The organism is Streptomyces sp. JLBJ103 (genome assembly GCF_058215575.1).
The window spans coordinates 4,908,397-4,922,229 of record NZ_CM177089.1; the positions used below are offsets into that span (position 1 = coordinate 4,908,397).

Annotated in this window: 14 protein-coding genes; 10 read left to right on the forward strand and 4 right to left on the reverse strand. The window is 71.9% G+C overall.

Going from position 1 to position 13,833, the window contains the following annotated elements; all coding sequences use genetic code 11:
• Nucleotides 1-9 precede the first annotated feature (9 nt).
• From AC4BEG_RS21600 to AC4BEG_RS21615, 4 genes are all read left to right on the forward strand, one after another.
• The gene (locus tag AC4BEG_RS21600) at nt 10-831 is read left to right on the forward strand and encodes a class E sortase (protein ID WP_490701390.1); all 822 of its coding nucleotides are present in this window, start codon (nt 10-12) and stop codon (nt 829-831) included.
• A 72-nt stretch (nt 832-903) separates the two neighbouring features.
• The gene (locus AC4BEG_RS21605) at nt 904-1,230 is read left to right on the forward strand and encodes a DUF6412 domain-containing protein (protein WP_490701391.1); all 327 of its coding nucleotides are present in this window, start codon (nt 904-906) and stop codon (nt 1,228-1,230) included.
• A 216-nt stretch (nt 1,231-1,446) separates the two neighbouring features.
• On the forward strand, nt 1,447-2,115 hold the full coding sequence (locus AC4BEG_RS21610) for a YidC/Oxa1 family membrane protein insertase (RefSeq protein WP_490701392.1): 669 nt from the start codon (nt 1,447-1,449) through the stop codon (nt 2,113-2,115).
• 134 nt (nt 2,116-2,249) lie between these two features.
• Nucleotides 2,250-3,116 (forward strand): fumarylacetoacetate hydrolase family protein, encoded by an 867-nt coding sequence (locus AC4BEG_RS21615; protein ID WP_490701393.1) that lies wholly within the window; start codon nt 2,250-2,252, stop codon nt 3,114-3,116.
• Nucleotides 3,117-3,288: 172 nt separating this feature from the next.
• Here AC4BEG_RS21615 and AC4BEG_RS21620 read toward each other — a convergent pair whose 3' ends face one another.
• Together AC4BEG_RS21620 and AC4BEG_RS21625 are read right to left on the reverse strand one after the other, a co-directional pair.
• Entirely contained in the window at nt 3,289-3,792 is a 504-nt protein-coding gene (locus tag AC4BEG_RS21620; RefSeq protein WP_490701394.1) for a heme-degrading domain-containing protein, read from the reverse strand.
• Nucleotides 3,789-4,883 (reverse strand): Gfo/Idh/MocA family protein, encoded by a 1,095-nt coding sequence (locus tag AC4BEG_RS21625; RefSeq protein ID WP_490701395.1) that lies wholly within the window; start codon nt 4,881-4,883, stop codon nt 3,789-3,791. Before AC4BEG_RS21625 ends, AC4BEG_RS21620 begins: the two co-directional genes overlap by 4 nt.
• A 55-nt stretch (nt 4,884-4,938) precedes the next feature.
• Here AC4BEG_RS21625 and AC4BEG_RS21630 point away from each other — a divergent pair, with 55 nt between their 5' ends.
• The gene (locus AC4BEG_RS21630; protein ID WP_490701396.1) at nt 4,939-6,093 is read left to right on the forward strand and encodes an ROK family transcriptional regulator; all 1,155 of its coding nucleotides are present in this window, start codon (nt 4,939-4,941) and stop codon (nt 6,091-6,093) included.
• 170 nt (nt 6,094-6,263) lie between these two features.
• On the forward strand, nt 6,264-7,739 hold the full coding sequence (locus AC4BEG_RS21635; protein WP_490701397.1) for a hypothetical protein: 1,476 nt from the start codon (nt 6,264-6,266) through the stop codon (nt 7,737-7,739).
• A 24-nt stretch (nt 7,740-7,763) separates the two neighbouring features.
• Here the strand turns inward: AC4BEG_RS21635 and AC4BEG_RS21640 are convergent, their stop codons facing one another.
• Nucleotides 7,764-7,952 (reverse strand): antitoxin, encoded by a 189-nt coding sequence (locus AC4BEG_RS21640; RefSeq protein ID WP_490701398.1) that lies wholly within the window; start codon nt 7,950-7,952, stop codon nt 7,764-7,766.
• 238 nt (nt 7,953-8,190) lie between these two features.
• On the opposite strand from AC4BEG_RS21640, the gene AC4BEG_RS21645 reads away from it, so the two are divergent.
• From AC4BEG_RS21645 to AC4BEG_RS21660, 4 genes are all read left to right on the forward strand, one after another.
• Complete coding sequence (locus tag AC4BEG_RS21645) at nt 8,191-8,973, forward strand: HAD-IIA family hydrolase (RefSeq protein ID WP_490701399.1); 783 nt, start codon at nt 8,191-8,193, stop codon at nt 8,971-8,973.
• Nucleotides 8,974-9,067: 94 nt separating this feature from the next.
• Nucleotides 9,068-9,625: a hypothetical protein gene (locus tag AC4BEG_RS21650; protein ID WP_490701400.1), complete on the forward strand. Its 558-nt coding sequence runs from the start codon at nt 9,068-9,070 to the stop codon at nt 9,623-9,625.
• 5 nt (nt 9,626-9,630) lie between these two features.
• Complete coding sequence (locus tag AC4BEG_RS21655; RefSeq protein ID WP_490701401.1) at nt 9,631-10,422, forward strand: class F sortase; 792 nt, start codon at nt 9,631-9,633, stop codon at nt 10,420-10,422.
• Between the two features lie 348 nt (nt 10,423-10,770).
• The gene (locus AC4BEG_RS21660) at nt 10,771-11,847 is read left to right on the forward strand and encodes a glycoside hydrolase family 6 protein (RefSeq protein ID WP_490701402.1); all 1,077 of its coding nucleotides are present in this window, start codon (nt 10,771-10,773) and stop codon (nt 11,845-11,847) included.
• A gap of 9 nt (nt 11,848-11,856) precedes the next feature.
• Here AC4BEG_RS21660 and glxA read toward each other — a convergent pair whose 3' ends face one another.
• Nucleotides 11,857-13,830: a radical copper oxidase GlxA gene (gene glxA, locus AC4BEG_RS21665; protein ID WP_490701403.1), complete on the reverse strand. Its 1,974-nt coding sequence runs from the start codon at nt 13,828-13,830 to the stop codon at nt 11,857-11,859.
• Nucleotides 13,831-13,833 lie beyond the last annotated feature (3 nt).

Here is a 13,833-nt window from a genome sequence, read left to right on the forward strand (position 1 = left end):
GAGACCGGTGTGCGACGTCAACGAGGCCAGAGGCCGCGGAAGCGGCGGTTACGGCGGAGCGGGGTACGGCGAGGGCGGCGTGCGGTGGCCGCCCGGGTGCTGTGGACCGCGGGTGAAATGGCGGTCACCCTCGGGCTTGTTGTGCTGCTCTTCGTCGTCCATCAGCTGTGGTGGACCAACCGTCAGGCGCGGCAGGGCGCCCAGCGCGCGGTGGCGGCCCTGGAGCGGGAGTGGCGTACCGGGGGCCACGACACCACCGCACCGGACGCGGGCCCGCGGGACTCCTCCCCGGGGCGGGGCCCGGACCACGACCGCGCCACCACGGCCCGCACCGGCCCGGGGACCGGTGGTGGTGTCCGCACGCCGCGGCGGGACCAGTCGTACGCCGTGCTGCGCATCCCGCGCATCGGCCTGACGGCCCCGGTCGCCGAGGGCGTCAGCCGGTCCGCCGTGCTCAACAAGGGGTACGTGGGCCACTACCCGGGCACCGCCCAGCCCGGCCGGGCGGGGAACGTCGCGCTCGCCGGGCACCGCAACACCCACGGTGAGCCGTTCCGGCAGCTCGACGAGGTGCGCCGCGGGGACACGGTGCGCATCGACACCGCGGAGGCCCGCTACACCTATGTGGTCGAGCGCACCCTGCCACGGACCTCGCCGTCCGACGGCACGGTGATCGCGAAGGTGCCGTACAGCTCGGCCCATCCGCGGCAGCGTTACACCGCGCCCGGCTACTACCTCACCCTGACCACCTGCACCCCCGAATTCACCTCCCGCTACCGGCTGGTGGTGTGGGGTCGGCTGAAGACGGCGGTACCGCGCACGGCCGAGTAGGGCGCGGGGACGCCTACACTGAACGGAGCGAAGTGACGGGGGAGTGACGGGAAAGCAGGGGGGAACGTCGGGATGACCCACCGGTTCGAGCGGCTGCGGATGCACCTGGGTGTGTGTCTGTTCCTGCTGACCGGCGCCCTGCTGACCCAGACCGGTCTGGTGAGCGCGGTCGCGTTCGCCGCCACCACGGCCGCCACCGCCGCCGTCGCGGGAGCGCTGCTGACCTGCGCGCTGCTGGCCTCCCACGGCCGGGTGCCCACCCCGCCGGGCCGGATCCGCACCGCGATCAGGGACCGGGAGCGCCGTACCGCCTTTCTGCCCCAGCGGGATCCGGACGCCTCGGGCCGCCCGAGGCCGCGAGCGCCGGGCCGTCGTCTGCCGACGGCCGCACAGGCGTAACGCGCAGGGCCGCACGGGCCTTACGCACCGGGGCATCTCCACCCGTACCGCCACGCCACGCGGTTCGTCACGCCGATTCACCCATCCCGGCCACCGGTCATCCGGTCACCCGGCCGTCCGGCCGTCCGGCCACCGGTCATCCGGTCACTGGTCATCGGTCATCCGGTCATCTGGCCACCCGGCCGTCCGGCACGACGAGATCCGCGGAGTTCTCTCATGTCTCTTTTCTCCTGCTTCGGCACCCTGTTGTCCACCCTCGCCGATCAACTCGACCCGCTGTTCGGGGCGTCCGCGACGGCCGCCGCGATCGTGGTCTTCACCCTCTGCGTCCGCGCCGCCCTGCATCCGCTGACCCGCGCCGCGGTGCGCGGTGAGAAGGCGCGGGCCCGGCTCGCCCCGAAGTTCGCCGAGGTGAGCCGCCGCCACCGGGACGACCCCGAGCGGATGAGGCACGCCCTGGGCGAGTTGCGGGCCAAGGAGGGTGCCTCCCCGATGGCGGGCTGTCTTCCGGCCCTCGTCCAACTCCCCGTCTTCTTCGTCATGTACCACGTCTTCTCCACCGGCAGCGGCGCCGGTGACCTGCTGGACCACACTCTGGCGGGCGCCCCGCTCGGCGGCCGGTGGGACGGGGCGCTGGACGGTTCGCAGGGGCTGGTCCACCTCGCCCTCTTCACCCTGATCGCGGCGGTGGCGACGTGGAGCTGGTGGCGCGCCCGCAAGACGGTCGTGCCCGGCGCGCCCGGCGTGGCCCGGGTGCTGCCGCTGCTGTCCTTCGGCACCCTCGTCACCGCCGCCGTGGTCCCGCTGGCGGCGGGTCTGTACCTCGCGACCAGTACGACATGGACGGCGGTGGAGCGGGCGCTGCTGCACCGCGGCGGAAGCTGACGCCCCGGCCCGGCCGGGCCGACAGCCTCCGGTCCGGTCTGTGAACAAGGTCTTGCGGAGTGGACAGGGCTCTTGGAGGATCGTCCGACCAGGCCGTCCCCCGGATTTGCCCCTTCGACCACGGGAGTCGTGAGATGAAGCTGCTGCGTGTGGGACCGGCGGGCGCGGAACGCCCGGCACTGCTGGACGCCTCGGGCACCCTGCGCGACCTGTCCGGCCTGGTCACGGACATCGACGGCGCTCTGCTCGCCGATGACGCCGCCCTCGCCCGGATCCGCGAGGCGGCGTCGGCGCAGGGCGCCGGGGCGCTGCCCGCGATCGACGACGGCGGGGTGCGGATCGGCCCGCCGGTCGCCCGTATCGGCAAGATCGTGTGCATCGGGCTGAACTACCACGACCACGCCACCGAGACCGGCGCCGCCATCCCGCAGGAGCCGATCCTCTTCATGAAGGCGCCGGACACGGTCGTCGGCCCGCAGGACACCGTGCTGGTCCCGCGCGGCAGCGCGAAGACCGACTGGGAGGTCGAACTCGCCGTGGTCATCGGCCGTACCGCGCGCTATCTCGACTCCGACGAGGCGGCCCTCGCCGCGGTCGCGGGCTACGCCATCGCCCATGACGTCTCCGAGCGCGCCTTCCAGATCGAGCGCGGCGGCCAGTGGGACAAGGGCAAGAACTGCGAGACGTTCAACCCTCTCGGCCCCTGGCTGGTGACCGCCGACGAGATCGCCGATCCGCAGTCGCTGGGCCTGCGGCTGTGGGTCAACGGCGAGCTCCAGCAGAACGGCACCACGGCCGACCAGATCTTCGGGGTCGCCCAGGTGGTCCGCTATCTCAGCCAGTTCATGACCCTCTACCCGGGCGACATCATCAACACCGGCACCCCGGCGGGGGTGGCCCTGGGCCGTCCCGAACCCAAGCCGTATCTGCGCGCGGGCGATGTGGTCGAGCTGGAGATCGACGGACTGGGCCGCCAGCGCCAGGAGTTGAAGGACGCGTAGCGCCTACCGCGCTGCGGGAGGCGGGGTGAGGGCACACGTGTCCCTCCGGGTGCGTCGTCTGCGGGTGCGTCGTGGCTGGTCGCGCCCACGTGGCGGAGCCGCACATCGACACAGCCCCGCGCCCCTTCGGGGCGCGGCGGCCCCGCCGTACGCCGGTCAGGCCGTGGCGGGCTCAGGCCGTCGCCGACAGATAGCGCTCCAGCGCCTCCACCACCAGCGCGTGGTCCTCCGCCTGCGGAAGGCCCGAGACCGCGACCGTGCCGATGACGCCGGTGCCCGTCACATGGAGCGGGAAGGCGCCGCCATGGGCCGCGTAGCGGTCCGGGTCCAGGCGCGAGGACTCCTCGAAGGTGGTGCCCTTGGCCCGGAAGCGGGCGCCGACGAGATACGAGGCGGCGCCGTAGCGCTCCACCACCCGGCACTTGCGGTCCAGCCAGGCGTCGTTGTCGACGCTGGTGCCGGGCAGCGCGCGGTGGAAGAGGCGCTGTCCGGCGCGGCGCACCGAGATGGTGACGGCCGCGCCGCGCTCCCGCGCGAGGTCGGCGATCAGGCAGCCGAGCCGCCAGGCGTCGTCGTTGTCCAGCCGGGGCAGCCGCAGCCGGCGCTCCTGCTCCTCCAGCCGGGCGATCAGATCGCCCGCCGCGTCGGCGCGTTGAACGGTGGAGTCGGTGCTCATGCCGTGGCCTCCAGAAGGACCGTACGGCGCTCGGCGGCCGACAGCCGGGCCGCCTCCAGGACGTGCAGGGCCGCCGCGGCCTCGGCGGCGGTGACCGGCGGGCGGCCGCCGTCGCGGAGGGCGTTGGCCACGCCCGCGTAGTAGGCCGGATAGTCGCCGGGCAGGGTCGGTACGGGGAGACCACCGCCGGTCAGCGGCGATTCGCCCGAGCCCAGCCGGCCCCAGGCGCCCTCCGGTTCGGCGCCCCACGGGGTGCCGTTGGCCGGGCGCAGGCCCTCGCGAAGGGCGGCCTCCTGGGGGTCCAGACCGTACTTCACATAGCCCGCCTCGCTGCCCAGCACCCGGAAGCGCGGGCCGAGTTGGGCCGTGATGGCGCTCACCCACAGATGGGAGCGGACGCCGCTCGCGTGGCTGAGGGCGATGAAGGTGTCGTCGTCGGTCTGTGCGCCGGGGCGGCGTACGTCGACCTCGGCGTAGACGGAGACCACCGGGCCGAAGAGGGTGAGCGCCTGGTCGACCAGATGGCTGCCCAGGTCGTAGAGGAGTCCGCCGACCTCGGCCGGGTCGCCGGACTCCCGCCAGCCGCCCTTGAGCTGGGGCCGCCACCGCTCGAAGCGGGACTCGAAGCGCTGGACACGGCCGAGTGCGCCATCGGCGATCAGTTTGCCGAGGGTGCGGAAGTCGTTGTCCCAGCGGCGGTTCTGGAAGACGCTCAGCAGCAGTCCGCGCGCGTCCGCGAGCGCGGCCAGCTCCTCGGCCTCGGCGGCGGTCGCGGCGAGCGGCTTGTCCACCACGACCGGCAGCCCCGCCTCGAGGGCGGCGCGGGCGAGCGGCACATGGGTGCGGTTCGGGGAGGCGATGACGATCAGGTCCAGCTCGTCCGCGCGGCCCCACAGCTCGTCGGCGGAGTCCGCCAGGACGACGTCCGGGTACCCGGCGCGGGCCTGTCGCTGCCGCTCGGCGCTGGAGGTGACGACGGTGTCGAGGACGAGGCCGTCGGTGGCCGCGATCAGGGGCGCGTGGAAGACGGAGCCCGCCAGGCCGTAGCCGATCAGTGCTACGCGGAAGGCGCTGTTGTGGTGGTCGTCCATGGAACCACTTTGACAACGCTGTTGCGAAAGAGCAAGCGAGCGCCACAATGGAAGAGTGAACGGTTCCATTTCCGGCCCGACCGGGCTCGGCGCCAATCTGTCCGCCCTGCGCAGCCATAACGCCGCGCTGGTCCTCGGCCTGCTGCGGGACGCGGGCGAGGAGGGCGCCAGCCGGCTGGAGCTGGCCGACCGCACCGGCCTCACCCCGCAGGCCGTCAGCAAGATCACCGCCCGGCTGCGGGCGGAGGGCCTGGCCACCGAGGCCGGGCGCCGCCCCTCCACCGGCGGAAAGCCGCGCACCGTGCTCCGGCTGGTCCCCGGCGCCCGCCACGCCATCGGCCTCCACCTCGACCGCGACGAGATGACAGCCGTCCTCGTCGACCTCGCGGGCACCCCAGTGGCCGTACGGACGGGCGACTTCGACTTCGGCGCGGGCGCCGAGCGGGCGCTGACCGCCGCCTCGACCCAGGTCAGGGCCCTGATCGAGGACGCGGGCGAGCTGCTGGCCCCGGCCGTGGACCTGGCCGCGGCTGCGGACGACGAGAGCGGGGGCCAGGCGGCCCAGGGCGGACTGCTCGGGGTCGGTGTCGCCGCGCCCGGCCCGCTCGACCACAGCGCCGGGGTGCTGCACCGGGTCACCGGCTTCCCCCAGTGGGACGGCTTCCAGCTGCGTGACGCGCTCGCCCGGCGGCTCGGCCTCCCCGTCGTCCTCGACAAGGACACCAACGCCGCCGCGCTCGGCCTGGTGACCACGGAGTCGTCCGCGTATCTGCACCTGGGCACCGGTCTGGGCGCCGGGCTCGTGCTCGGCGGGGACGTGTACCGGGGCTCGCGGACGGACGCGGGGGAGTTCGGCCACCAGGTGATCCAGCTGGAAGGCCCGCGGTGCGGCTGCGGCAACCGCGGCTGTCTGGAAGCGCTGTGCCTGGCCGCCGTCCGACGTGGCGAGACCGCCGTGGCGGCCCGGCTGCTCGGCGTCGGCGCGGCCAATCTGGTGCGGCTGCTCGACATCGACCGGGTGCTGCTCGGCGGCCGGGTGGTGCTCGCCGACCCCGAGCCGTACGTCCACGGGGTGTCCATGATGCTGGCCGAGGACTCCGCACGGGCCAGCCGCCCCATCATCCCTGTGGAGGTCGTGGAGCGAGGCAACCGCGCGGTGGTCGAGGGCGCGGCCCAACTCGTGCTCGCGCCGCTCTTCGCCCGCGGCTGACGGGTGCGGACCGGCGGGCGGGCGAGCCGAGGCGGGTCGGACTAGGCCGATCGCGTGGGTTGTTGAGGGCCAGACGAGGGCAATCGGTGGCTTGTGCGGTGTGTCGGCGTGCGGAGGTGGAAGGGAGCTGAGTGCTCGGGGAAACGCCGTAGCACTCCAGAGGTTCACTCATGCGCCTGTCCACCGCACTGTCCCTGCGTGCCCTCCTCCCGGCGGCCGCGATCGCGCTCGCCCCGGCTCTCTACGGGCTCGCGCCCCATGCCGACGCGGCCGATACGGAGGCCGATCCCGGATCCGACACCAGACCGGAGTCCACAGCGGTGGCCGCACCGGTCTGCGGCAGTCAGGACAGTACGGAGTTCCCGATCGCGACCCGCCTCCACGGCGGGCCGGACCACTACGCGCGCGGCGGCGCCTGGCGCACCTGGCACCTGGAGCTGCGCAACACCACGGACACCGGCTGCCGCGCCATCCACCCCATCGCGGTGTTCGTCGACCGCGCCCACGCGCTGCGGCCCGAGCACATCCGCTTCGAGTTCCTCGACCCGGCCGCCGACGGCGGCACCTGGCGACCGGTCTCCTTCGAGACGACCGACCAGGATGAGAACCTCGGCGTCTTCGACGACCAATTCGAGGGCTTCACCGTGCCCGCGGGCAAGGCCGTGGACGTACAGCTGCGGACGCGGTTCGCGGACAACGCGCCGCGCGGGAAGGTGACCACCAACGCCATCGCCGTCCAGCGGCGCGAGGACGACGGCGACTGGGTCGGGCAGTCCAACGACTACGAGTTCAGCATCGACAACGCGGGGACACAGACGCCGGAGACGGAGCCCACGGATACGGCGACGGGCGGTACGGACGCGTCAGGGAAGACGGACGCCTCGGTCGGTCCGGACGCGACGGACGGTGTGGGCGCGGGCGGTACGGACGACACGGGCTCCTCCGCCACGGCGCGCCCCAAGGACACCAACGGCACCGGCGGCACGGCCGCCCCGAGCGCGCCGTCGACCCGGAGTCTGACCCCGCCGCGGGCCAAGCCCCCGTCTCCGAGTGCGAGTCCGAGTCCGTCCCGGTCGTCCTCCGGCACCGGGCTCAAGGAGAGCAGCCCCGTCCCGGTGCCGCCGGGCGCCGACACCGAGGACCAGCTCAAGACCACACCGGAGGACTCCGGCGCGGAGACGGAGACGGAGCCGGAGACGGACACGGGCACCGGCACCGGCACGGATGACACCGGCGGTACGGACACCGGCGCCGACGAGGACACCGGAGTCGACGTCGACCCCGGTACCGAAGAGCCCGGTACCGAAGAGCCCGGCACGGAAGACCCCGGAGTCGAGGACCCGGGTACGACTGACCCCGGCACCGGCACCGGCACTGAGGACCCGGGCATGGAAGACCCCGGAACCGAGGACCCCGGTGCGGAAGACCCGGGCACCGAGGACCCCGGCACCATCGACCCCGGATCCGATGCCGGGGGTGAGGAGAAGGGCGAGCAGGAGGACGGCGGCCACCAGTCCGGTCACCGGCCGCGCGAGCTCGCCGAGACGGGCCACAACGCCCTGCTCGCCGGGCTCGGCGTGCTCAGCGTCGCGCTCCTGACCGGCGGCACCGTCCTCCTGGTGAAGTCCCGCCGCCCGGGGCGGTGAGAGCGGGCGGCGGCGATACGGCGGTTACTGGCCCCGGGGCCCCTCGCCCCGGCGGCGCAGCTCGTCGTCGAGCTTGTCCGAGCCGGTCTGGATCTGCTCCGAGTGCTTGCCGCCGGTCTTCTTGTCGGCGGTGTCGGCCCCCTTGCGCGCCGCCTGCCGTGACTTGTCCGGGTGCTTGCCGAGCGCGCCCTTCAGCTTGTCCATCATGCCCATGACGGTCTCCTTACGGTCCGGCTCGTTCCAGGGGCGAAAGCCCCCGCGGGGCGGAAGCCACCCTCTCCTCAGCATCGGACACCTGTGCTGGTCTGTCGCGCTGGACCGCCGCATCCTGCGGTGACACGTCTGGTTCCGCCGCCGCCCTGCCCGGTTAGGCTGAGCTCGTCGCCAGCCGGTCGGCGCGATCCCAGGGTCGTGCCGACCCTCAGTGGTCAAACCGAGCGGAGAGCAATCAGTGGCAGAGCGCCAGCCGATCAAGTCATGGCTCACCGACATGGATGGCGTGCTGATGCACGAGGGGATACCGGTTCCCGGTGCGGACGCCTTCATCAAGCGGCTGCGGGAGACCGAGACGCCCTTCCTCGTGCTCACCAACAACTCCATCTACACCCAGCGCGATCTCCAGGCCCGGCTGTCCCGTATCGGGCTCGATGTGCCGGAGCAGAACATCTGGACATCGGCGCTGGCCACCGCCCAGTTCCTGGCCGAGCAGCGCCCCGAGGGCACCGCGTATGTCATCGGTGAGGCGGGACTGACCACCGCCCTGCACGACATCGGCTACGTCCTCACCGACGTGGAGCCGGACTATGTCGTGCTCGGGGAGACCCGTACCTACAGCTTCGAGTCGCTGACCAAGGCCATCCGGCTCATCAACAACGGGTCGCGGTTCATCGCCACCAACCCCGATGAGATCGGCCCCTCCGCCGAGGGAGCGCTGCCCGCCACCGGATCGGTGGCCGCGCTGATCACCCGGGCGACCGGCCAGGAGCCGTACTTCGTCGGCAAGCCCAATCCGCTGATGATGCGGGCCGGGCTGAATGCGATCGGCGCGCACTCCGAGTCCAGCGCGATGATCGGCGACCGGATGGACACGGATGTGCGGGCCGGTCTCGAAGCGGGTATGGAGACCTTCCTCGTCCTCACCGGTGTCACCCAGCGCGAGGAGGTCGACCGGTTCCCCTACCGGGCGTCCACCGTGGTCGAGTCCATCGCCGATCTGGTCGAGCGCATTCTCTGAGCTCCGCTCAGCGACCCGATCGGCCCAGTCGTGGTCCGCAGCGGATGCGGGCCCCGGTCGGGCGCGTGAGCCTCGTTGATGGAGGAGGTTCACCATGCGCTCAGTCGCCCTCACTCTCTGTACTGTCGCTCTGGGTACGGTCACTCTCTGTCCCGTCGTCGCCGCTCCGGCCCTCGCCGACCAGCGGCACGACGGCACCGCCACGATCCGCGTGAGCCCGTTCGCCATTCCCCCCGGCGCCGAGGTGGAGGTACGGGCCTTCGGCTGCCCCGGAAAGGTGGCCACCGCCTCGTCGGCCGTGTTCGTGGACGACGCCGAGCTGACACCGGAGGGGGACGGGCTGTTCAGTGAGGCCACGATCCGTTCCACCGCGGCCAGCGGCGCCCACCGGGTGACCGTGGACTGCGGTGACCGGGCGAGCGCCGTGGAGCCGCGGGAGAAGGTGTTCGTCGCCGTCGAGAGCCCGCCCTCACCCATCGCCCCGGTCCACGCGGGCGGCGGGGGCAGCGCACCCGCCGAGGGGCGGATGCACCAGGACTTCGGCGGCGCGGAGGCGTACGGCCTGGTGCTCTCGGGCGGTACGGCGCTGGCCGTCGGCGGGCTCGCGGTGCACCGGCGCCGCCGCCGTCCCACCGGCGCGGGTTCGAGCTGAGCGCCATGGACGGATACGGGTACGGACTGGGGAGCGGCCGGGCCGACGGGCCCGGCGACGAGGACGGCGGCGCCCGGAGGTTCCGCGGCGCCGGGCGGCTGGCCACGGGCGTCGCCTGGGCGGTGCTGCTGCTCGGCCTGTGGATGTGGGGCCGGGACAGCACGGAGGGGACGGGCGGATCGGTGCCGATGACCGGCGATGTGGCCGCGGTCGGACGCCCGCCCGCGCATCCGCTGCCCCCGGCGCACGCCCCGCTGCCGTCCGCGCGGCCGAAGAGCGTCGAGATCGAGGCGGCGCGCGTCCGCGCCCCGGTTGTCGCCAGCGGCCTGGACAGTGCGGGCGCGCTCAAGCCGCCGTCGTACAAGCGGGCCGGTACGGTCGGTTGGTACCGCGCGGGCCCCGAACCCGGTTCCGCGGGCGCCGCGCTGCTGGTGGGTCACCTCGACACCAGGTCCAAGCCCGCGGTGTTCCACGGGCTGAGCCACCTCAAGCGCGGGGAGACCGTGCGGATCGCGCGGACGGACGGCACCACGGCGGAGTTCACCGTGGAGAACGTCGAAGTGGTGGCCACCGAGCGGTTCGACGCCCGGCGGGTGTATGGGGCACACGCCCCGAACCGCGCCGAACTGCGGCTGATCACCTGCGGGGGACGGTTCGACAAGGCGACGCGGTCGTACACCGCCAATGTGGTCGTCTCCGCGTATCTGACGGGCACCAGCGGACAGCCCCGGCATCCGGTGGGCGCCGCGGGCGGCGACTCCGGCCGCCACGACTCCAGCGGCCACGACTCCGGCTGACGCGCGCTCACCTGTGGACGGGCACCCCTCGGCGCCGTGCCGCCGGATGTGAGACCCGCCACCCACCGGGCCGCTGACCGAGCGGACTCTTGCCCCGAAGAGGCGGTGGGGCTGTGTCGATGTGCGGCTCCGCCGCGTGGTGCGACCAGCCACGGGGCAGCCGCAGACGAACGACGGCACCTCGTGGCACTTCCCGCGGAGCGCTTAGTGCGGCGGGGCGAAAACGCGAGCCGGGGTCGCCGATGCGCCCCGAGCCTCCGGCGCGTTGTGTAAGGATTGATTCGACCGGTCTTGTCCCGCCGGGGGACCACGGCGTGTTCCTCGCGGCGTGCACCCAAGGGGGAGTGGATGTACGGCAGTTACACCGGCCGTCGGCAGCACGTTGCCCGTCTTCGCAGCCGTCGTGCCCGTGGCCGTACCCGCGCGGTCTCCACCGCCGGAGCCCTGCTGTCGCTCGTGACGCTCTCCGGCTGCTTCGGCTCTTCCAGCAGCGGCGACGGCGATCACGCGGCCGCGGCCGAGCGGCCCCGACAGCGGCCCAAGGCCACCGTGCCGTACTGGGTGAACCCGGACGGGAGCGCCGCCAAGCAGGTCGCGGCGTACCGCGAGAAGGGCGAGCGGGACCAGGCGAGGCTGATAGAGAAGATCGCCGACCAGCCGGCCGCGGAGTGGCTCGGGCTGGACGACCCCGAGGGGCAGGCGAGCGGTTTCACCCAGGCCGCCGCGAAGGCGAATCGCAGCGCGCTGCTGGTCTTCTACGAGATCCCGCACCGCGACTGCGGGCAGTACAGCAAGGGCGGTGCCGCCGACGGCAATGCCTATCGCGCCTGGCTGGACAAGGCGGTCCGCGGAATCGGCAACCGCCCCGCGACCGTGATCCTGGAGCCCGACGCGCTGCCGCACCTCGTGGACGGCTGTACGCCCGAGCAGTTCCACGAGGAGCGGTACGACCTGCTGACCGGGGCCGTCGACAAGCTCAAGGGGCTGCCGCACACCAAGGTCTATCTGGACGCCGGGAACCCGCACTGGATCAAGGACCCGCGCCGGATGGCACAGCCGCTGAAGCGTGCGGGCATCGCCAAGGCCGACGGCTTCGCGCTCAACATCTCCAACTACCAGACGACGAAGGAGAACGTGGCGTACGGCAGGAAGCTGTCGGCGCTGGTCGGAGGCAAGCCCTTCGTGATCGACACCAGCCGGAACGGAAACGGCCCGGCCCCGGGCAAGGACGATCCGCAGGCGTGGTGCAATCCGAAGGGCCGCGCGCTGGGCGAGACGCCGACCACCGACACCGGGGACAGGCTGGTCGACGCCTATCTGTGGATCAAGCGTCCGGGCGAGTCGGACGGTACCTGCAAGGGCGGCCCCAAGGCGGGTCAGTGGTGGCCGCGGTACGCGCTCGATCTCGCCCGTAACGCCGAATAGCGGTCCCGCTCAGTCCTGGGCGGCGGCCCGGGACTTCGTGGTGGCCTTTCCGGGCACCTTCACCCACACCGCCTCCGACGGGGTGCCCTGCTTGTCGACCGCGTTGAGCATGTACCAGCCGGGCGGCACCAGCGAGGAGTCCTTGGGCAGCCGGACCGTGATGCCGTCCTTCTTCCGCTTGAAGTCCAGTGCGATCGACCGCTGCTCCACATTGGTGACATGGGTGAAGGAGCTGGGTCGGATCAGCCGCATCTTCTCGATCGCCGAGGGCCGGGAGGTGGCGTAGCTCGTCGTGCCGCCGCGCTTGACCGTCCGGGGCCCGGTGTCGGTGAGCTTCGGGCGCGAGTCCCGGTAGAGGTACGGCGGCGAGTAGATGTCGATCTGCTGCTGGAACTCTCCGGGCTTGGTGTTGGCCTTGTCGCTGAAGAGCGAGTCCGAACCGAAGGTCATCACCCGGCCGTCCGGCAGCAGTAGCGCACCGGAGTGGTAGTTACGGCCCACCAGCGGGTCGGCCACCCCGCGGGAGGAGTTGGTCCCCGGGTCGTAGAGCTCGGCCTTGAGCACATTGCTGTCGCCGCGGCCGCGGTAGTCGCCCGAGCCGTTAGTGGTCAGCACCGTGTCGTCGGGGAGGATCACACTGCTGGGGTAGCGGGCCTTGGCGTACAGGTCCGGGCCGTCCTTGAAGCGCGGCGCGCTGGCGTGCAGATCGACGATCCGGGTCTTGGCGGTGGCCCGGGAGTCCTCGCCGACCCCGCCGCCGCCGAGCACCATGTACCGCTGGTCCTGTGCCGGGGGCAGCAGGACGGACATCGAGGTCTCCAGCAGCTGAGGGTCGCTGATCCCCGGCACCACGTCGAACTTGTTGCTCTTCAGATCCCAGACACCGGGGGTGCGGCCCTTGTCGTCGGGGCCGTATCCGGCGTTGGAGCCGGTGTAGAAGATGCGGCCCTTGTCGGTGAGGAAGAGCGCGGGGTAGGTCGGGAAGAACCGCTTCTTCGGCAGGTACTTCCACTTCTTGGTCTTCGGGTTGTAGATCTCGTTCTTGCCCGGGACGACCTGGCCGATCTCATCCAGACCGGAGACCGAGAGCACCCTGCCGTCCTGAAGGGTGGTCAGCGTGGGGTACCAGCGGGCCTCGTGCATGGGGTCGACCGAGATGTAGCGCTCGGACTCCGGGTCGAATTCATAGGCTTCCTTGATTCCCTGGAAGTCCTTCTTGTCGAACGAGAGCTTCTGGGCGATGCCGTAGAAGTTCTGCTTGTCCTTGCCCTCGAGCCCGGCGATCCGGAAATTGTCCTCGGTGCCGGTCTGGTACTTCTTGCCCTTGCGCACCGCCTCGACATAAACGCGTGCGGTGCTGGGGGTGACACGGACCTTTCCGGTCCTGGCGCTCTTGGTCTTCTTGGCGCGCGGGACCAGGACCGGGTCCTTGGACACAAAGGTCTTTCCGCTCTCCTTACCGGTGAAGCGGGTACCGGCCGGGAAGGTCTTGGGCTTGTCCGGGTTCTCGTTGTGGACGAACATCAGTCCGCCCGCCTTCTCGACATCGCCCTGGAGCTTCTCATAGCGCTGGGTGCCGCCCGCCACCAGCAGCTTTCCGTCCGGAAGCTGGGTGTGCCCGGAGCAGAAGAGGTCCTTGGGGGTCGGGATGTTCTTGTAGGTGTTCTTCTCCGGGTCCCACAGCACACTGCGGAAGGACTTGGCGGCGAAGTTCTTGGCGTTGTTGCCCGAGCCCGCGACCAGCAGCACCTTCCCCGTGTGGAGCAGCGCGGCGTGGATGGTGTTGATGCGGTATTCGTCGGGGACGTTCACCACGTCCCAGTGGCCGTTGTCGGCCTTGTACTCCGGCTGGTTGATCTTGTAGTTGTGGTACTTCTCGGAGCTGAACCGGTAGAGGGCCGGGCCGTTCATCCCGGCCACCACGATGACAGCCGCCGCACCGAACCCGAAGCGGCGGGTGCGGCGACTCGGTCGGTACTTCACTTC

Coding starts and splice junctions, on each gene's coding strand:
- AC4BEG_RS21650 (WP_490701400.1), top strand. CDS start 9,068: ATGCGCTCAGTCGCCCTCACTCTCTGTACTGTCGCTCTGGGTACGGTC.
- AC4BEG_RS21615 (WP_490701393.1), top strand. CDS start 2,250: ATGAAGCTGCTGCGTGTGGGACCGGCGGGCGCGGAACGCCCGGCACTG.
- AC4BEG_RS21640 (WP_490701398.1), bottom strand. CDS start 7,952: ATGGGCATGATGGACAAGCTGAAGGGCGCGCTCGGCAAGCACCCGGAC.
- AC4BEG_RS21605 (WP_490701391.1), top strand. CDS start 904: ATGACCCACCGGTTCGAGCGGCTGCGGATGCACCTGGGTGTGTGTCTG.
- AC4BEG_RS21625 (WP_490701395.1), bottom strand. CDS start 4,883: ATGGACGACCACCACAACAGCGCCTTCCGCGTAGCACTGATCGGCTAC.
- AC4BEG_RS21635 (WP_490701397.1), top strand. CDS start 6,264: ATGCGCCTGTCCACCGCACTGTCCCTGCGTGCCCTCCTCCCGGCGGCC.
- AC4BEG_RS21620 (WP_490701394.1), bottom strand. CDS start 3,792: ATGAGCACCGACTCCACCGTTCAACGCGCCGACGCGGCGGGCGATCTG.
- AC4BEG_RS21660 (WP_490701402.1), top strand. CDS start 10,771: ATGTACGGCAGTTACACCGGCCGTCGGCAGCACGTTGCCCGTCTTCGC.
- AC4BEG_RS21655 (WP_490701401.1), top strand. CDS start 9,631: ATGGACGGATACGGGTACGGACTGGGGAGCGGCCGGGCCGACGGGCCC.
- AC4BEG_RS21610 (WP_490701392.1), top strand. CDS start 1,447: ATGTCTCTTTTCTCCTGCTTCGGCACCCTGTTGTCCACCCTCGCCGAT.